Raw genomic sequence first — 17,277 nt, 5'->3', positions numbered from 1 at the left:
CGCGCCGCGCGGGCCCGAGCCGCCCAGGCGCGCGCCTGGCGCGTTCCGGCGCGATCGCCCGCGACGCCTGATGCGCGCCGGCAGGGCGCTGCTGGCGGTTGCGCCGCCGGAGCCGCGCCGTGCTGACCGCCGCGCCGATGCCGCTGCGCGAACGGCGCCGCAACCTGCTGATCGAGCTGGTGCTGCTGTTCGCGGTGGGCTACAACTTCCTGCTGGCGCTGGTCAACGCGTCGGTGTTCACCGTCAGCCCGGCGATGACCTATGTGGCCGAACTGGCGGTCTATGCGGCCTGCTTCGTGATCGGGCTGTGGTCGCTGGACCGGCGCCGCAGCGCGATGATATTCACCGGCATCGCGTTGCTGGTGCTGTTGATGCTGGTGCGGTTGCTGCTGGTATGGAAGATCGATCCGAAGTTCTTCCGCGACGCGCTGATTCCGTTCGCGTTCCTGGTGCTGGGCGCGGCCTACACCGGCTCGCTGCCTAAGCTGTTCGTGCGTCTGGCGCTGATCGTGTCGCTGGTGGCGGTGTTCGAACTGGCGCTGCCCACGCTGTATGGTGACGTGGTCAATCCGAAGAGCTACTTCGTCAACGCGCGCGGCGCCAGCGCGGCGAGCTTCTGGAACGCGGACAGCAATCTGTTCGTCAGCGCCACCCGGCCGGGGGCACGCAACTTCCTGCCCTCGTCGAACCTGCCGCGCGCCTCGTCGCTGTTCATCGAGCCGGTGACGATGGGCAACTTCATCATCTTCTTCGCCGCGATCGTGCTGACGTTCCGGCGTTGGCTGCGGCCGCTCACGATCGCCGCGTCGGTGTTGATGATCGGGTTCCTGATCGTGGCCTCGGACGGGCGCCTGGCGGCCGGCACCGTGGTGCTGATGGTGCTGATGACCCCGCTGCTGCAGCGGATGGACCAGCGCCTGGGGTTCCTGATCTTCTTCGGCGTGCTGCTCGGCGGTTGGTTGCTGGTGTGGGCTTCTGGAATCCAGAGCTACGAGGACACGATGCCGGGCCGCATCTTCTTTACGGTCGACTCGGTCGGGCGGATGAGCACGCAGGCATGGCTGGGCCTGGATTTCGATTCGCCGTACAAGTACTTCGACAGCGGCATCGCCTATTTCATCTCGTCGCAGTCGGTGGTGATGGTGCTGGCGTTCCTGCTGGCGTATTCGTTCCTGATGCTGATGCGCACGGTCGAAGGCCAGCTGTTCAAGAACCTGCTGATCTTCGCCTTCGCGCTCAGCCTGCTGGTGTCCAACGGCTACTTCTCGATCAAGACCGCGGCGCTGTGGTGGTTCGCCTGCGGCTGCCTGTGGCAGATGGTGCCGCGGCTGCGCGCGCCCGAGGCCGGCGCGCTTGCGCTGCAAGCGACAACGGCAGACGAGGACGGCGCGCCCGGGCGGCCGCCGGCGGCGCTGGCATGAGCGCGTTGACGCGTCACCCGGGTCCGACGTCCACGGCGTCGCCCGTCGCGGCGGTGCGCGAACGCGACGGGCGCATCGATGCGGCAAAGGCGCTCGCGATCGTGCTGGTGGTGCTCGGCCACGCCAAAGGCATCCCGCAAGCCTTCACCATCCTGGTCTACAGTTTCCACGTGCCGATGTTCTTCGTCCTCTCCGGATGGGTGGCCGCGGCCTACGGCGCGCCAGCGGGCGCGCGCGTGGACGTGGTCAAGCTGGCGCGGACCCTGCTGCTGCCCTACCTGTGCTTCTTCGTGCTCGGCTACATCTACTGGCTGTTGACCCGGCATATCGGCGAGAAGGCCCAGCGCTGGGGCGACCTGCCGTGGTGGGACCCGTTGCTCGGGCTGGTCACCGGCAGCGGTCCGCGCCTGTATGTGCAGCCGGCGCTGTGGTTCCTGCCGGCGCTGTTCGTCACCACGCTGGCCTATCTGTATCTGCGCAGGCGTATCGCCGCGGTCGTGCTGGCGGCCGGCACGCTGCTGTTGGCCTGGGCATGGGCGCAGTGGTTTCCCGGCGCGCAACTGCGCCTGCCGTTCGCGCTGGACGTGCTGCCGATCGCGCTGTTCTTCTTCGCTGCCGGCGCGTTGCTGGCCGGCCGCGGCTGGTTGCTGCCGGCCACGCCGGCCGGCAATGCGGTCGGCATCGCGGTACTGGGACTGCCGTGGCTGGTGCTGGCCTGGCGCAACGGCCGGGTCGACGTGAACATGCTCCAGTTCGGCCAGTCCAGCGCGGTGTTCCTGGCGGTCAGCCTGCTCGGCACGGCGATGGCGCTGTGCGCGGCGCGGTTGATCGCGCGTTGGCCCGGCGTGCAGTGGATCGGGCGCAACACCTTGCTGATCCTGTGCACGCACATCCTGGTCTTTTTCGTGCTGTCCGGCGTGGCATCGCTGCTGGGCTGGTTCGGTCCCGGCGGCAAGCCCGGCCTGGGATGGGCGTTGTTCGTGTCGGCGTTCGCGCTGGCGGCGAGCGTGCCGCTGCGCATGCTGTTGATGCGGTTCGCACCCTGGTCCCTGGGTGCCCGATCCGCGGCCCGGGGGAAGACGATCTGATGGTAACGGCAGCAGCGCGGCGATGGCCGCGCAGGAGCGGGATGCGATGAAGGTCGTGCATGTGGTGCGCCAATTCCATCCTTCGGTGGGCGGCATGGAAGAAGTGGTGCTGAACATCGCCCGCCGGCACCAGCGCCAAGGGGCCGACCAGGTGCAGGTGGTGACGCTGGACCGCGTGTTCACCCGCGCGCACGAGCGGCTGGCTGCGCTCGACGAGCACCAGGGCGTGCCGATCCGGCGCCTGCCGTACCGCGGCTCGTCGCGCTATCCGCTGGCGCCATCGGTGCTCGGCGCGGTGCGCGAGGCCGACCTGATCCACGTGCACGGCATCGATTTCTTCTACGACTACCTGGCGCTGACCCGGATGCTGCACGGCAAGCCGATGATCGTCTCCACGCATGGCGGCTTCTTCCATACCACCTATGCCTCGCGGCTGAAGATGCTGTGGTTCAAGACGCTGACCCGCGCGTCGGCGTGGGCGTATGCGCGCGTCGTCGCCACCAGCGAAAACGACGGCGACCTGTTCTCGGCGGTGGTCGCGCCGCAGCGCCTGCGCGTCATCGAGAACGGCGTGGACGTGCAGAAGTTCGCCGGGCAGGGCGCCGCGTCGCCCGGGCGCACCCTGATCTACTTCGGCCGCTGGTCGATCAACAAGGGCCTGCTGGAGACGCTGGATCTGTTGCGCGCGCTCGCCGTGCAGGACCCGGCGTGGCGGTTGATCGTGGCCGGCCGCGAATACGATTTCAGCGAGGGCGACCTGCGCCAGGCGATCGCCGAACGCGGCCTGCAGGACCGCGTGCAGCTCAGCGTGGCGCCGTCGCAGGAAGCGCTGGCGCAGCTGCTCGGCAGCGCGCAGTTCTTCGTCTGCCTGTCGCGGCACGAGGGCTTCGGCATCGCCGCGATCGAGGCGATGAGTGCCGGGCTGCTGCCGGTGCTGAGCAACATCCCGCCGTTCGCGCGCTTGGCGCGCGAGTCGGAGCAGGGCGTGCTGGTGGATCCGGCCGACACGCAGGCGGCCGCCGCCGCGGTGGCGGCCTATGCGGCGGCGGTCGATCCCGCGTACGCCGCGCAGCGGCAGGCGGCGATGGACTACGCGCAGCGCCACGACTGGGGGCGGGTGGTGGATGCGTACGTGGCCGAGTACCACGCAGCGCTCGGGCGCGACGGAGCGGGGCGATGAAGCCGGAACCCCGCTGCAGCGGCGATGCCCGGGTACCCGGGCCGCCGATCACGGTGCTGACCTCGACCGAACGGCCGACGGCGACCACCAATCCCTACCTGATCCAGCTGTACGCCGCGCTGCCGCAGCAGGTCCAGCTGCGCTTCTTCTCGATGCGCAGCGCGCTGCTGTCGCGCTACGACGTCCTGCATCTGCACTGGCCCGAATACCTGGTGCGCCACCGCAGCCCCCTGGGCACGCTGGCCAAGCAGGCCTGCATGGCGCTGCTGCTGCTGCGGCTCAAGCTCACCGCCACGCCGGTGGTGCGCACGCTGCACAACTTCGCGCCGCACGAGGACAAGGGCTGGCGCGAGCGCCAGCTGCTGCGCTGGATCGATCGGCTGACCACGCGCTGGATCCGCATCAACGGCACCACGCCGATGCGCGAGCCGGCGACCGATACCATCCTGCACGGCCACTACCGCGACTGGTACGCGGCGATGCGGCAACCGCCGCGGGTGCCTGGGCGGCTGCTGCATTTCGGCCTGCTGCGGCCGTACAAGGGCGTAGAGACGCTGGTCGAGACCATGGCCGCGCTGCCGGACCCGTCGCTGAGCCTGCGCATCGCCGGCAACCCGATCAATCCGCAGATCCGCGACGTGGTGGAGCGCGCATGCGCGGCGGATCCGCGGATCAGCGCGCGCTTGCAGTACGTCGAGGACGAAGTGCTGGCGCAGGAGGTCGGCGAGGCCGAACTGGTGGTGCTGCCGTACCGGCAGATGCACAACTCCGGCACGCTGCTGCTGGCGTTGTCGCTGGCGCGGCCGGTGCTGGCGCCGTGGAGCGAGTCCAACGCCGCGATCGCCGACGAAGTAGGCCCTGGCTGGGTGATCCTGTACCGGGGCGAGCTGGATGCGGCGCAGCTGGCCGCGGCGCACGCGCAGGCACGGCAGCTGCCGGCCGACGCGGCGCCGGACCTGTCGCGGCGCGACTGGGCGGCGATCGGTCTGCAGCACTATGGCAGCTACCTCCAGGCGCTTGGCGCGCGCGTGGCGGCGCACGCGTGAGCCTTCCGGATATGCCCAGGAGCGCCCCGCCCGAACGCAGCCTGGCCTCGCGCGCCGCGGGCGGCGCGGCGGTGACGATGGCCGGGCAGCTGGCGAAGATGATCGTGCAGTTCGGCGGCATCGTGCTGCTGGCGCGATTGCTGACGCCGTACGACTACGGCCTGATGGCGATGGTCACCGCGATCGTCGGCGTGGCCGAGATCCTGCGCGACTTCGGCCTGTCGTCCGCGGCGATCCAGGCCAAGCATGTCAGCCGCGAGCAGCGCGACAACCTGTTCTGGATCAACAGTGGGATCGGCTTTGCGCTGGCGGTGGTGGTGTTCCTGTCCTCGTCGTGGATCGCGCATTTCTATCGCGAGCCGGCGCTGGTGGCGATTTCGCAGGCGCTGGCGGTCACTTTCCTGCTCAACGGCATGACCACCCAGTATCGCGCGCATCTGAGCCGCGGGCTGCGCTTCGGCCAGCTGTCGCTGAGCGACGTCGGCGCGCAGGTGATGGGCCTGCTGGCGGGCGTGGCCGCGGCGCTGGCCGGCTACGGCTACTGGGCGCTGGTGTGGCAGCAGGTGGTGCAGGCGCTGGTGAACCTGCTGATCGCGGGCATCTGCGCACGCTGGTTGCCGCGCGGCTACCGTCGCGACGCGCCGATGCGCGCCTTCCTCAGTTTCGGCTGGAACCTGATGGCCGCGCAGCTGCTCGGCTACGCCAGCCGCAATGTCGGCCAGGTCATCATCGGCCACCGTATCGGCGCCGAGGCGCTGGGCCTGTACAACCGCGCCTTTCAGTTGCTGATGATGCCGCTGAACCAGATCAACGCGCCGGCCACCTCGGTGGCGCTGCCGGTGCTGTCGCAGCTGCAGGACGACCCGCCGCGCTTCGGCGCGTTCCTGCTGCGCGGGCAGACGGTGATGGTGCACGTGATCGTGTCGATGTTCGCGTTCGCCTGCGCGCAGGCGCTGCCGTTGATCGTGCTGGTGCTGGGCGAACAGTGGCGGCCGGCGGTGCCGCTGTTTCAGGTGCTCACGGTCGGCGGTATCTTCCAGTCCGCGGCCTATGCGGCCTACTGGGTGTTCCTGGCGCGCGGCCTGATGCGGCAGCAGCTGGTGTATTCGGTGGTCGGGCGGGTGCTGCTGATCGCCTGCATCTTCGCCGGTTCGCTGTGGGGCGTGATGGGGGTGACCATCGGCTACACCTTCGGGCTGGTCCTGCTGTGGCCGTTGTCGCTGCTGTGGATCGGGCGGATCGCCGACGCACCGGCCGCGGCGTTGTTCAACAACGGCCTGCGCGCGATCGTCGGCTATGGCGCGTGCGGCGCGGCATCGGCGCTGGCCTCGCGGCAGTGGGGCGGCGCATCGCTGTGGCAGCAACTGGCCGTGGGCAGCGCGGCGATGCTGCTGAGTTTCCTGCTGGCGTTCGCGCTGTGGCCGGCGTTCCGCCGCGACGTGATGGCGATCGTCAACATCCGCAAGCTGCTGCGCGAGGTCAAGGCCAAGCGATGAACCCGTATCCCGACCCCCTTTGCAAAGGAACGATGGCATGAGCGATCCATCCGAATCGGCGGCGATCGCCGCGGCCCCGGCAGCGGCCCTGGCCGGCCGGCCGCCGTGCTATCTGGTGCTGTCCGCGCACGACTACCGCACGCCGCGCCGCGCCAACATCCACTTCATCACCGACGAACTGGCCAAGCGCGGCACCACGCGCTTCTTCTCGTTGCGCTACAGCCTGCTGTCGCGGCTCAAGGGCGACCTGCGCCTGCCGCTGGACGCCACCGCCAACACGGTGGTGCGGCACAACGGCGTGGACTGCTACTTGTGGCGCGCGCCGCTGCATCCGTTCAATACGCGCCGGCGCTGGCTGCGCCCGCTCGAGGACCTGATGTTCAAGCTGTACGCGGCCAAGCCGCCGGCCACGCTGATCCGCTGGATGCAGGAGGCGGACGTGATCGTGTTCGAAAGCGGCATCGCCGTGGCGTTCATCGAGCTGGCGGGGCAGGTCAATCCGACCGCGCGCAAGGTCTACCGCGCCTCCGACGGCCTGAGCACGATCAATGTCGCCGACTACATCGAGCGCACCTTCGACCGGGTGGCGCCCAGCCTGGACGTGATCGCGCTGGTGTCGCCGGCGATGGCCGACGAGATCTCCAGCCGCCACAACCTGTTCCACGTCGGGCACGGCGTGGATCACAATCTGGAGACGCTCGGCGATCCTTCGCCGTACGGTGAGGGCATCCATGCGGTGGCGGTGGGCTCGATGCTGTTCGATCCGGAGTTCTTCGTCACCGCCAGCCGCGCGTTCCCGCAGGTCACCTTCCACGTGATCGGCTCGGGCATGGGGCGCGCGCCCGGTTATGGCGACAACGTCGTCGTCTACGGCGAGATGAAGCACGCCGAGACCATCCGCTACATCAAGCATGCGCGGTTCGGCATCGCACCGTACGCCTCCGAGCAGGTGCCGGCCTACCTGGCGGACAGTTCGATGAAGCTGCTGCAGTACGATTTCTTCGGCCTGCCGGCGGTGTGCCCGAACGCGGTGGTCGGCACCTACCAGGCGCGTTTCGGCTACACGCCCGGGGACGAGGCGTCGATCGTCGCGGCGATCGGCAAGGCGCTGCAGGCGCCGCGGATACGCTATCGGCAATGCCTGAGCTGGGCGGAGACCACCGACCGGGTGCTCGATCCGGCGGCGTACCCGGAGACCCGCCTGTATCCGGACGCCACCGCCGGCACCGCCGCGGCCTACTGACTTCACCCGGCGGAGCTGCTCCGCCGCCCCCACTTTTTCCGAGGATTTCCCCCATGCCCGCCACGCTGCTGGAAAAATGGATCGAACGTGAGGAGCGCCGCGCGCTGTACTGGTGGCAGCCCAAGAACGGCGAGGTCAACATCGGCGACCACCTTTCCAAGGTCATCGTCGGCAACGTGCTGTCGCTGCGCGATCGTGCGCTGATCGACAAGCGCGACAAGCGCCAGCGCCTGATCGCGATCGGCTCGGTGCTGCATTTCGCGCGCAGCGGCGACGTGGTCTGGGGCAGCGGCATCAACGGCAAGATTCCGGCCGACCGGCACCGTTTCGAGCAGCTGGACGTGCGCGCGGTGCGCGGGCCGAAGACGCGCCAGTTCCTGCAGGCGCGCGGCATCACGGTGCCCGAGGTCTACGGCGATCCGGGCCTGCTGATGCCGCTTTTCTTCCCGCGCCAGGCGCTGCAGCCCGGGCCGTCGCGCCCGTTCGCGGTGATTCCGCATTTCAATGAGCCGGCCAGCAAGTACCAGGCCTTTTCCGATCACCTGATCTTCCCCAACTGCAAGCCGGCGACCTTCGTGCGCCAGCTGCTGTCGGCGCAGATGATCGTCTCCAGTTCGCTGCACGGCCTGATCCTGGCCGAAGCCTACGGCATCCCGGCGGTCTACCTGGACTGGGGCAACGGCGAGGAGCGCTTCAAGTACGACGACTACTACCACGGCACCGGCCGCCAGCAGTGGCACGCCGGGCATAGCGTGGAGGAATGCCTGGAACTGGGCGGCAACGGCGAGTTCGATCTGGCCGGATTGCAACGCGGACTTCTGGAGAGCTTTCCGCATGAACTCTGGTGAGGCGCGCGATGCCGGCGAGGTGATCGCGCTCGGCGGTTATCCGATCCTGCGGACCACCGAGGCGGCGTTCGCGCACGCGCTGTTCCAGGCGCAGGCGCGCGGCGAACAGCGCCAGGTGTTCTTCGCCAACACCAACTTCGTCGTGCAGTGCCAGCTGCTGCGCGCGCGCTTGCGCGCGCCGGGGGTGCGCATCGTCAACGACGGCATCGGCATGGACCTGGGCGCGCTGCTGGTGCATGGCCGCCGCTTCGCCGGCAATCTCAACGGCACCGACCTGATTCCCTACCTGTGCCGGCACAGCCGGCGTCCGCTGCGGTTCTTCCTGCTCGGCGGCCGCCCCGGCGTGGCGCAGCAGGCCGGCGCCGCGTTGACCCGGGATCTCGGCCAGCAGGTGGTCGGTCTGTGCGACGGCTATGGCGAGTTCGCCGCGGCCGGCGACGCGTTGACGCAGCGGATCAATGACAGCGGCGCCGACGTGGTGCTGGTGGCGTTCGGCAACCCGCTGCAGGAAACCTGGATTCTCGACCATGCCGCGCAGTTGCGCGCGCCGCTGCTGTTCGGCGTGGGCGCGCTGCTGGATTTCCTTTCCGGCAACGCCAAGCGCGCGCCGGACTGGGTGCGCCGGCTGCATCTGGAGTGGATGTACCGCCTGCTTCGCGAACCGCGCCGGCTGCTCAAGCGCTACAGCTGGGACCTGCTGGTGTTCTTCGCGGTATGCCTGCGCGCCGGGCGGCGCCTGGATCCGCCGATGGATGCGACCACGGCGGCCGGCGGCCCGCACGGCCGTTGACCGCGGCCGGCCGCGCGTTGCTGCCCGGGCATCGCCAACAGGCGCGCGGCGTCGGCGGCCTTCGCCGCTCGCGCAAGCCGCTTCGGCGACGTGTCCAGGCTTCGCTACGGCCCTAGGCAGCGCGCGGCGATGCATGGCGTCCATGCGCATCGCAATGGCGGCGCCGACCGCCTGCCCCTGGCCTGTTCCGGCAGCGTCGACCCGGCTTAGACTGGCGGCCACATGTCCGATCATTCCGCACAGCGCATCGCCGACCTGCAGCGCGACCTGGCGCTGCTTCCGCATCCGGAAGGCGGCCACTACGTACGCGTCCACACGTCCGCGGTGGAGGTGGTTCACGCCGGCGTGGCGCGTGCGGCGGGCACCGCCATCCGCTTCCTGCTGCTGCGTGGCGAATGCAGCGCCTGGCACCGGATCGACGCCGACGAGACCTGGCACTGGGAGGAGGGGGACGCGCTGGAACTGCTGAGCTTCGATGCGCAGCAGGGCCTGCGGCGGCAGCGGCTGGACGCCAGCGCGCGCGGTGGCGCGGCGGCGCTGGTGATCCCGGCCGGCACCTGGCAGGCGGCGCGGCCGCTGGGCGACTACAGCCTGGTGCGTTGCGACGTCGCCCCCGGATTCGTCTGGGACGGCTTCGAGCTGCTGAACGACACGCATCCGTTGGCCAAGCAGTTGCCGCCACTGGACCAATGACACTGTCGCCGCGCGGGCGGCCTGCGTATCGTCGCGAGGAAATCGGCGGAGCGGATCATGCAGGCGAGCACAGGCAGGACGAACATGCGCAGCGCGTGGCTGCTGGCGGCGCTGCTCGCCGCGGCACCCTGCGCCGCAACCGCGGCACCGCCGCCGGTACCCGCCGCCCCGGCGGTGGTGGACCTGGATGCGGTGCTGGTCAGCGGTCGCCAGCCCGGCCCCGGACTGTGGCAGGTGCGGCGCGGCGACCACGTGCTGTGGATCCTGGGCACGCTGTCGCCACTGCCCAAGCGCATGCAGTGGGAATCGGCCGAAGTGGAACAGGTGATCGCCTCGTCGCAGCAGGTGCTCGACGAGCCCTCGCTGGATCTCAGCACCGGCCGCAGCATGCTGGGCAACCTGATGCTGCTGCCTTCGGCGCTGAAGGCGCGCCGCAATCCTGACGGAAAGACCCTGCAGCAGACGGTGGCGCCGGCGCAGTACGCCGCCTGGCTGCCGTTGAAGGCGCAGTATCTGGGCAACGACCGCAGCGTCGAGGCGTGGCGTCCGGTATTCGCCGCGCAGGCTCTGTACGAAGCGGCGATGCGCCGCGCCGGCCTGACCCGGCGCAGCGTGACCCAGCCGGTGATCGAACGCGCGGCCAAGCGCGGCAGGGTACCGATCACGCCGGTGGTGGTGGCGTTGAAGATCGCCGACCCGAAGGCCGCGCTGCGGGAGCTGCGCACGTCGGCGCTGGACGACGGCGCCTGCTTCGCGCGCACATTGCAGGTCATCGGCAGCGACCTCGACGCGATGCGCCGGCGCGCCAATGCCTGGGCGACAGGAGACCTGGATGCGCTGGCGGCGCTGCCCAGCAACGACCAGTACCGGATCTGCTTCGACGCGATCGGCGAGGCCGGCGTGGCGCGCAAGTTCGGCCTGGGCGACGTGCGCCAGCGCGCGCTGGAAAAATGGCTGGCCAGCGCCGAGCAGGCACTGGCCAAGAACCGCTCCACGTTCGCGTCGCTGTCGATGCAGACCCTGCAGGAACCCGGCGGGCCGCTGGACCGGCTGCGCGCACGCGGCTACGAGGTGCAGGCGCCCTGAGCGGTCGGGCGCTGTCGCCGCGCCGGTCGTCGGCGCGTCGTCGTTCCGTTCGAGATCGCTACGGCCGGGCAAGCCCGTTTTATCGCGCGGCGGCGAGCACGATGCGTCGCCGGTGGGCCACATGGCCACATGCACGACTGTGGTAGGCACACGCAGATACTGCAGTCGTGCTGCCGGGGTGGCCGGCGCCGGCCGCCCCGACGCATCGCGGACGAACAGGTGCGTTGGCGCAGCTGCAGCCGGGCCGTCTATAGAATGTAGGGGAGACGGCCGCAGACAGTCGCGGCGGTGTCCGCGAGGCGCGCTCGACGGCCAGCGCCCAGGCCACGTGGTTTCTTGGCCGGTACCACCCTTCAATCAGCCGGAGTGACGATCATCCATGTTCCTATCCTGTGAAGCGCTCGGTCCAGCCATGCCAGCCGGAGCGCGCGCATGACGGCGCCGTTCATCGTCGCCATCCCCGCGCGCTACGCCGCGTCGCGGCTGCCCGGCAAGCCGCTGCGCCTGCTCGGCGGCGAGCCGCTGGTGCTGCACGTGGCGCGGCGCGCGCTGCAGGCCGGCGCGCGCGAGGTGTGGGTGGCGGCCGACGACGCGCGCATCGCCGAGGCGGTGTCGGGCCTGGACGGCGTGCAGGTCGCGCTGACCTCGCCGGCGCATGCGTCGGGCACCGACCGGCTGGCCGAATGCGCCGACATCGCCGGCTGGGCGGACGACACCGTGGTGGTGAACCTGCAGGGCGACGAGCCGTTCGCGCCCGCCGACGGCATCCGCGCGGTGGCGACGACACTGGCCGACAGCGGCGCGGAGATGGCGACGCTGGCCACGCCGGTGGAGTCCGCGCAGACCCTGTTCGATCCGAACGTGGTCAAGCTGGTGCGCAGCGCGCCGGGCGACGCCCTGTATTTCAGCCGCGCCCCGATCCCGTGGCATCGCGACGCGTTCGCCGCCTCGCGCGAGCAGCTGCCGCCGGGCCCGTGGCTGCGGCACATCGGCATCTACGCCTACCGCGCGGGTTTCCTGCGCCGCTTCGCGGCGATGCCGCCGGGGCAACTGGAACAGATCGAGTCGCTGGAGCAGCTGCGGGTGATGGAGGCGGGTTTCCGCATCGCGGTGGCGCTGTCGCCGTCGCCGTTCCCGCCGGGCGTGGACACCCCGGAAGACCTGACGCGCGCCGAAGCGCGGCTGCAGGCGCGCGCATGAAGCTGTTGCTCGTGTGCCTGGGCAACATCTGCCGCTCGCCGATGGCCGAAGGGGCGCTGCGCCACCATCTGCAACGTTCGCCGCTGGCCGGGCAGGTGCAAGTCGACTCGGCGGGCACCGGCGGCTGGCATGCCGGCGAACCGCCGGACCGGCGCGCGATCGCCTGCGCGCGCGGCCACGGGGTCGACATCGCCAGGCTGCGCGCGCGGCAGCTGCGCGTGGACGACTTCGCCGCGTTCGACTGGGTGCTGTGCGCCGATGCGGCCAATCTGCGCGACGCGCGCCAGCTGGCGCCGTCCGCGGCGCACGGGCGCCTGGCGCTGTGGCTGCCGTGGGCCGGGCTGGAGGAGGCGGCCGAGATCCCCGACCCCTATACCGGCGGCAGCGACCATTTCGAGGAAGTGTGGCGGCTGGTGGACAAAGCCGCCGCCGCCAGCGTCGCGCGACTGTCCGCACACGGCGTCTCCGGCATAATCGGCCCATGAACTCGATCGCCGCGATGGAACTGCCGCCGACCTGCGCCTGGCTCAATGCCCCGCCGCTGACCTTGCGCGAGCACCAGGGCCGCGCCCTGGTGCTGGCCTTCGTCAACGGCGCCTCGGTGTGGTGCGCGCAACGCCTGGCCGAGCTCAGCCAGTGGCAGGCGCGCAATCCGGGGAAGTTGCAGCTGATCGTGGTGCAGGTGCCGCGCTTCGACAGCGAGCGCGACCCGCAGCGCGCATTGAAGCTGCTGCGCAGCCAGGGCGTGTCGGCCCCGATCCTGCTCGACGCCGACTGGGCCGCCTGGCAGCGCTTCGGCGTGAGCGCCTGGCCGACGCTGGTGCTGATCGACGCCGGCGGCTACGAGCGCGGGCGCCTGGTCGGGGTCGGCGGAGCGGACCTGGAAAAGGCGCTGAATGCGCTGTGCGAAGGCCAGCCGCCGCCGCTCGACGAGGACCTTCGCCACATCCGCGAATCCAACCCGGAGCCGCGGCTGACCCTGCGCTTTCCCACCGGGCTGGCGGTCGCCGACGACCGCCTGTACATCGCCGACAGCGGCCATCACCGCATCCTCGAGTGCACCAGCGGCGGCCGCGTGCTGCGCCAGTTCGGCCTGGGCACCGCCGATTTCATCGACGGCGGCACCGGCGAGGCGGCGTTCCACCGCCCGCGCGGGCTGGCCGTCGAACGCGGCGTGCTGTACGTGGCCGACACCGGCAACCACGCGTTGCGCCGGATCAACCTGCTCAGCGGCCATGTCGACACCCTGTGCGGCAACGGCCGCGCCGGCGAGCCGGTCGAAGGGCCGGTGGAGCAGGTGCGGCTGGCGCCGCTGAATCAGCCGCAGGACGTGGTGGTCGCCGACAACCAGGTGCACATCGCCATGGCCGGCGACAACCGCATCTGGAGCTACGAGCTGGGCAGCCGCACGCTGCGCTGGCGCGCCGGCGCCGGCGCGCTGGAAGTGCGCGACGGCAGCGGCCACCTGGCCGCGTTCGCGCAGCCGGCCAGCCTGGCCGCGGTGCAGCAGGTGCTCTACGTGTGCGACGCGCTGGGCTCGGCGGTGCGCTCGATGCAGCTGCGCGGCGACCTGGTGCAGACCCTGCTCGGCGGCCAGGGCACCTGGGAGTTCGGCAGCGAAGACGGCCCGCGCAGCCGCGCGCGCCTGCAGTTTCCGCAGGCGATCGCGCTGAGCCCGGAGTCGCCGCTGCTGTGGATCGCCGACAGCGGCAACGGCAGCCTGCGCAGCCTGCGCCTGGGCGGCGGCGAACTGTCGACCGTGGCCCTGCCGCGGCGCCTGCACGGCCCGGCCGGGCTGGCGGTGACGGCGGGGACGGTGTGGATCGCCGAGACCGACGCGCATGCGGTGCTGCGCTACGACATCGCCAGCGGCGAACTGAGCGACGTGCCGATCAGCGAATGACCGCGTCGCAAGCCCCGTTCGACGGCAAGGCCTTTGCCGCCAATCTCAGCACCGCGCCAGGCGTCTACCGCATGTACGCGGCCGACGACACCTTGCTCTACGTCGGCAAGGCCGGCGCGCTGCGCAAGCGAGTGTCCAGCTATTTCAGCGCCTCGCCGAAGAACGCGCGGACCATGGCGATGCTGGCGCAGGTCGCGCGCATGGACGTCACCGTCACCCGCAGCGAGGGCGAGGCGCTGCTGCTGGAAAACCAGCTGATCAAGTCGCTGGCGCCGCGCTACAACGTGTCGCTGCGCGACGACAAGAGCTATCCGTACGTGCTGCTGACCCGCGAGCAATGGCCGCGCATCGCGCTGCACCGCGGCCCGCGCGCGGTGCCCGGGCGCTACTTCGGGCCGTACCCCGGGGTGACCGCGGTGCGCGAGACGATGAACCTGATGCACAAGCTGTTCAAGCTGCGCAGCTGCGAGGACAGCGTGTTCCGCAACCGCTCGCGGCCGTGCCTGCAGTACCAGATCGGGCGCTGCAGCGCGCCGTGCGTGGCGCTGGTGGAGGCGGACGAATACGCCGAATCGGTGCGCCGCGCGACGATGTTCCTGGACGGACGCAGCGACCAGCTCGGCGAGGAACTGGTGCAGGCGATGCAGACGGCCAGCGAACAGCTGGAGTTCGAGCGCGCCGCGCGCCTGCGCGACCTGCTCGGTTCGCTGCGCAGCATGCAGAGCCGGCAGTACGTGGACGGCCGCGCCGCCGACCTGGACGTGCTCGCCTGCGCGATGCAGGGCGCCAACGCCTGCGTGCTGCTGCTCGCGTTCCGCGACGGCCGCAACCTCGGCACCCGCGCGTTCTTCCCTAAGACCAACGGCGAGGACAGCGCCGCCGAAGTGCTTGGCGCGTTCGTCTCGCAGTACTACGCCGAACAGCCGCCGCCGCGCGAGGTGCTGCTGGACCGCGAAATCGCCGATGCGGAGCTGATCGAGGCGGCGCTGAGCTCGGCCGCCGAGCGCAAGGTGCAGCTGAGATGGAGCGTGCGCGGCGAACGCGCCGGCTACCTGGAACTGGCCAGCCGCAACGCGCAGGCGACCCTGGTCAGCGAGCTGAGCAGCCGCAGCGCGCAGCACGCGCGCAGCGAGGCGCTGCGCGAGATGCTGGGCCTGGCCGAGCCGGTCAAGCGCGTGGAGTGCTTCGACATCAGCCATACGATGGGCGAGGCGACGGTGGCCTCGTGCGTGGTGTTCGACGCCAGCGGCCCGGTGCGCAGCCAGTACCGGCGCTACAACATCAGCGGCATCGAGCCGGGCGACGACTATGCGGCGATGCGCCAGGCGATCGAGCGCCGCTTCCGCCGCGCGGTGGAGGAGGGCGGCGTGCTGCCGGACGTGCTGCTGATCGACGGCGGCGCCGGGCAGCTGGCGCAGGCCAATGCCGCGCTGGCCGACCTGGCGGTGGAAGGCGTGGTGGTGATCGGCGTGGCCAAGGGCGAGGAGCGTCGCGCCGGGCACGAGACGCTGGTGATGCCGGACGGGCGCGAGCTGCGTCCGGGCGCGGCGTCGCCGGCGTTGCAATTCATCCAGCAGGTGCGTGACGAGGCGCACCGTTTCGCGATCACCGGACACCGCGGCCGGCGCCAGAAAGCGCGCATGACCAGCAAGCTGGAAGACATCCCCGGCATCGGTCCGCGGCGCCGCGCCAGCCTGCTCAAACACTTCGGCGGGCTGGCCGGGCTCAAGGCCGCGGGCGAAGCGGAAATCGCGCGCGTGGAAGGGGTCAATGCCGCGCTCGCCGCGCGAATCTACGCTAACCTGCACGGGCTGCCGGCGCCCGATCCGGCAGGCGAGTAGAGCAGCGTAATGAAGTTGACCATCCCCACCTGGCTCACGCTGCTGCGGATCGTGATGATTCCCGTGCTGGTGCTGGTGTTCTACCTGCCGTACACGTGGACCAACTTCGCCTCGGCGGCGATCTTCGGCCTGGCCGCGTTCACCGACTGGCTCGATGGCTGGGTCGCGCGCCGCTACCACCAGTATTCGGCGTTCGGCGCGTTCCTCGATCCGGTCGCCGACAAGCTGATGGTGGCGGTGGCGCTGTTCCTGATCGTGCAGGGCCATCCGACGCCGTGGATGGCGTTCTGGGCCGCGGTGATCGTCGGCCGCGAGATCGCGGTGTCGGCGCTGCGCGAATGGATGGCCGAGATCGGCCAGCGCGCCAAGGTGCGGGTGGCGATGATCGGCAAGATCAAGACCACCGCGCAGATGGTGGCGCTGCTGTGCCTGCTGTACTCGGTGATGCCCGACGGCTCGCCGCCGGAGAGCGTGTGGATGGGCCGGTTCATCTTCCACGTCGGCGACTGGACCCTGGCGATCGCCTCGATCCTGACCCTGCTGTCGGGCATCCAGTACCTGCACGCGGCGTGGCCGAGCCTGCGCGCGGACGAGCGCGCGGCGGCGGAAAAGAATCCGAAGAAAGCCGAAGGCAACGGTAGCGGCTGAGCCCGGCACCCGCAGCCTCCGGCTGCCGGAACACCCACAGTTCACGAGATCCAGGAAGGGATACGCCGGCCTGCCATCAGCCGCGTGCAGCGCAGATTCGGCAACAGCTGGCAGCTGCCGCCGCCGAGCCGCGGAGAAGAGCCATGCTGCCGCAAACCGCAAACCGCAAACCGCAAACCCGGATCGGGCCGGGCGAAGCACTTCGGCACGGCGCATATGCAAAACGCCCGGCGGATACGGATCCACCGGGCGTCGCGTTCACTGCTGCATTTGGAGGCCTGGGTCGGAATTGAACCGGCGTACGCGGATTTGCAGTCCGCTGCATAACCACTCTGCCACCAGGCCGGTGGACTGAATTCTAGCGGAAACCGCCGGTGGCGGTAGCCGACAAAACAAAGCCCCGCAGACGGGGCCTTGTCGAAACCTGGAGCGGGAAACGAGACTCGAACTCGCGACCTCAACCTTGGCAAGGTTGCGCTCTACCAACTGAGCTATTCCCGCTTGGGAGCCCGGCATTCTACAGCCACCGCGGGCGTTGTACCAGCCTTCGCAGACAAATTTTCACGCCGCTGCACGCAACCCGCGCGCCTGACCGTCGGCGTCGGCATCCGACGCCTGCAAGCGCATCCGCACCGCCTGCGCTGGCCGGCGTTCAGGCAACAAAAAAGGCCCCGCGAGGGACCTTTTTCGTTGCGGCACCGAGGCGCCGGCGGATCTTGGAGCGGGAAACGAGACTCGAACTCGCGACCTCAACCTTGGCAAGGTTGCGCTCTACCAACTGAGCTATTCCCGCT

General features: G+C 70.2%; 15 protein-coding genes and 3 tRNA genes. 15 read left to right on the top strand and 3 right to left on the bottom strand.

Translation table 11 applies throughout. From position 1 onward, the window contains the following. The first annotated feature begins 137 nt into the window (after positions 1-137). The 15 genes from JR065_RS12500 (at position 138) to pgsA (ending at position 16,483) form a co-directional block, all read left to right on the top strand. On the top strand, positions 138-1,421 hold the full coding sequence (locus JR065_RS12500) for a polysaccharide biosynthesis protein GumE (protein WP_241093599.1): 1,284 nt from the start codon (positions 138-140) through the stop codon (positions 1,419-1,421). Further along, positions 1,418-2,509, top strand: coding sequence for an acyltransferase family protein (locus tag JR065_RS12495; protein ID WP_206234557.1), 1,092 nt, complete (start codon positions 1,418-1,420; stop codon positions 2,507-2,509). The genes JR065_RS12500 and JR065_RS12495 overlap by 4 nt, the downstream gene beginning before the upstream one ends. A gap of 46 nt (positions 2,510-2,555) precedes the next feature. Continuing rightward, positions 2,556-3,689, top strand: a complete 1,134-nt coding sequence (locus JR065_RS12490) for a glycosyltransferase family 4 protein (RefSeq protein WP_206234556.1) — start codon at positions 2,556-2,558, stop codon at positions 3,687-3,689. Continuing rightward, complete coding sequence (locus JR065_RS12485) at positions 3,686-4,735, top strand: glycosyltransferase (protein ID WP_206234554.1); 1,050 nt, start codon at positions 3,686-3,688, stop codon at positions 4,733-4,735. The genes JR065_RS12490 and JR065_RS12485 overlap by 4 nt, the downstream gene beginning before the upstream one ends. Positions 4,736-4,746: 11 nt before the next feature. Next, a complete protein-coding gene (locus JR065_RS12480) occupies positions 4,747-6,231 on the top strand; it encodes a lipopolysaccharide biosynthesis protein (protein WP_206234553.1) in 1,485 nt (494 codons plus the stop codon). A gap of 64 nt (positions 6,232-6,295) precedes the next feature. Continuing rightward, the gene (locus tag JR065_RS12475; RefSeq protein WP_206234650.1) at positions 6,296-7,474 is read left to right on the top strand and encodes a glycosyltransferase family 1 protein; all 1,179 of its coding nucleotides are present in this window, start codon (positions 6,296-6,298) and stop codon (positions 7,472-7,474) included. A gap of 53 nt (positions 7,475-7,527) precedes the next feature. Beyond that, positions 7,528-8,322: a polysaccharide pyruvyl transferase family protein gene (locus tag JR065_RS12470; protein ID WP_206234552.1), complete on the top strand. Its 795-nt coding sequence runs from the start codon at positions 7,528-7,530 to the stop codon at positions 8,320-8,322. Then, positions 8,309-9,112, top strand: a complete 804-nt coding sequence (locus tag JR065_RS12465; protein WP_206234551.1) for a WecB/TagA/CpsF family glycosyltransferase — start codon at positions 8,309-8,311, stop codon at positions 9,110-9,112. The genes JR065_RS12470 and JR065_RS12465 overlap by 14 nt, the downstream gene beginning before the upstream one ends. Positions 9,113-9,334: 222 nt before the next feature. After that, positions 9,335-9,805 (top strand): cupin domain-containing protein, encoded by a 471-nt coding sequence (locus JR065_RS12460; RefSeq protein ID WP_206234550.1) that lies wholly within the window; start codon positions 9,335-9,337, stop codon positions 9,803-9,805. A gap of 57 nt (positions 9,806-9,862) precedes the next feature. Continuing rightward, positions 9,863-10,891, top strand: coding sequence for a TraB/GumN family protein (locus JR065_RS12455; RefSeq protein WP_241093592.1), 1,029 nt, complete (start codon positions 9,863-9,865; stop codon positions 10,889-10,891). A 432-nt stretch (positions 10,892-11,323) separates the two neighbouring features. Then, positions 11,324-12,091, top strand: a complete 768-nt coding sequence (gene kdsB / locus JR065_RS12450; protein ID WP_206234549.1) for a 3-deoxy-manno-octulosonate cytidylyltransferase — start codon at positions 11,324-11,326, stop codon at positions 12,089-12,091. Beyond that, a complete protein-coding gene (locus JR065_RS12445) occupies positions 12,088-12,576 on the top strand; it encodes a low molecular weight protein-tyrosine-phosphatase (protein WP_206234548.1) in 489 nt (162 codons plus the stop codon). The genes kdsB and JR065_RS12445 overlap by 4 nt, the downstream gene beginning before the upstream one ends. Then, positions 12,573-13,994, top strand: coding sequence for a hypothetical protein (locus tag JR065_RS12440; protein WP_206234547.1), 1,422 nt, complete (start codon positions 12,573-12,575; stop codon positions 13,992-13,994). The genes JR065_RS12445 and JR065_RS12440 overlap by 4 nt, the downstream gene beginning before the upstream one ends. After that, the gene (gene uvrC, locus JR065_RS12435; protein WP_206234546.1) at positions 13,991-15,835 is read left to right on the top strand and encodes an excinuclease ABC subunit UvrC; all 1,845 of its coding nucleotides are present in this window, start codon (positions 13,991-13,993) and stop codon (positions 15,833-15,835) included. Before JR065_RS12440 ends, uvrC begins: the two co-directional genes overlap by 4 nt. 9 nt (positions 15,836-15,844) lie before the next feature. Beyond that, positions 15,845-16,483, top strand: coding sequence for a CDP-diacylglycerol--glycerol-3-phosphate 3-phosphatidyltransferase (pgsA, locus tag JR065_RS12430; protein ID WP_206234545.1), 639 nt, complete (start codon positions 15,845-15,847; stop codon positions 16,481-16,483). 271 nt (positions 16,484-16,754) lie between these two features. Here pgsA and JR065_RS12425 read toward each other — a convergent pair. From JR065_RS12425 to JR065_RS12415, 3 genes are all read right to left on the bottom strand, one after another. Next, positions 16,755-16,828 (bottom strand) — tRNA-Cys (locus tag JR065_RS12425). 80 nt (positions 16,829-16,908) lie between these two features. After that, positions 16,909-16,984, bottom strand: a tRNA-Gly gene (locus JR065_RS12420). Positions 16,985-17,200: 216 nt separating this feature from the next. Further along, positions 17,201-17,276 (bottom strand) — tRNA-Gly (locus tag JR065_RS12415). Between the last annotated feature and the right edge of the window lies 1 nt (position 17,277).

Source organism: Xanthomonas sp., assembly GCF_017163755.1.
Classification (GTDB): domain Bacteria; phylum Pseudomonadota; class Gammaproteobacteria; order Xanthomonadales; family Xanthomonadaceae; genus Xanthomonas_A.
This window is presented reverse-complemented; position numbering and strand designations above follow the sequence as displayed.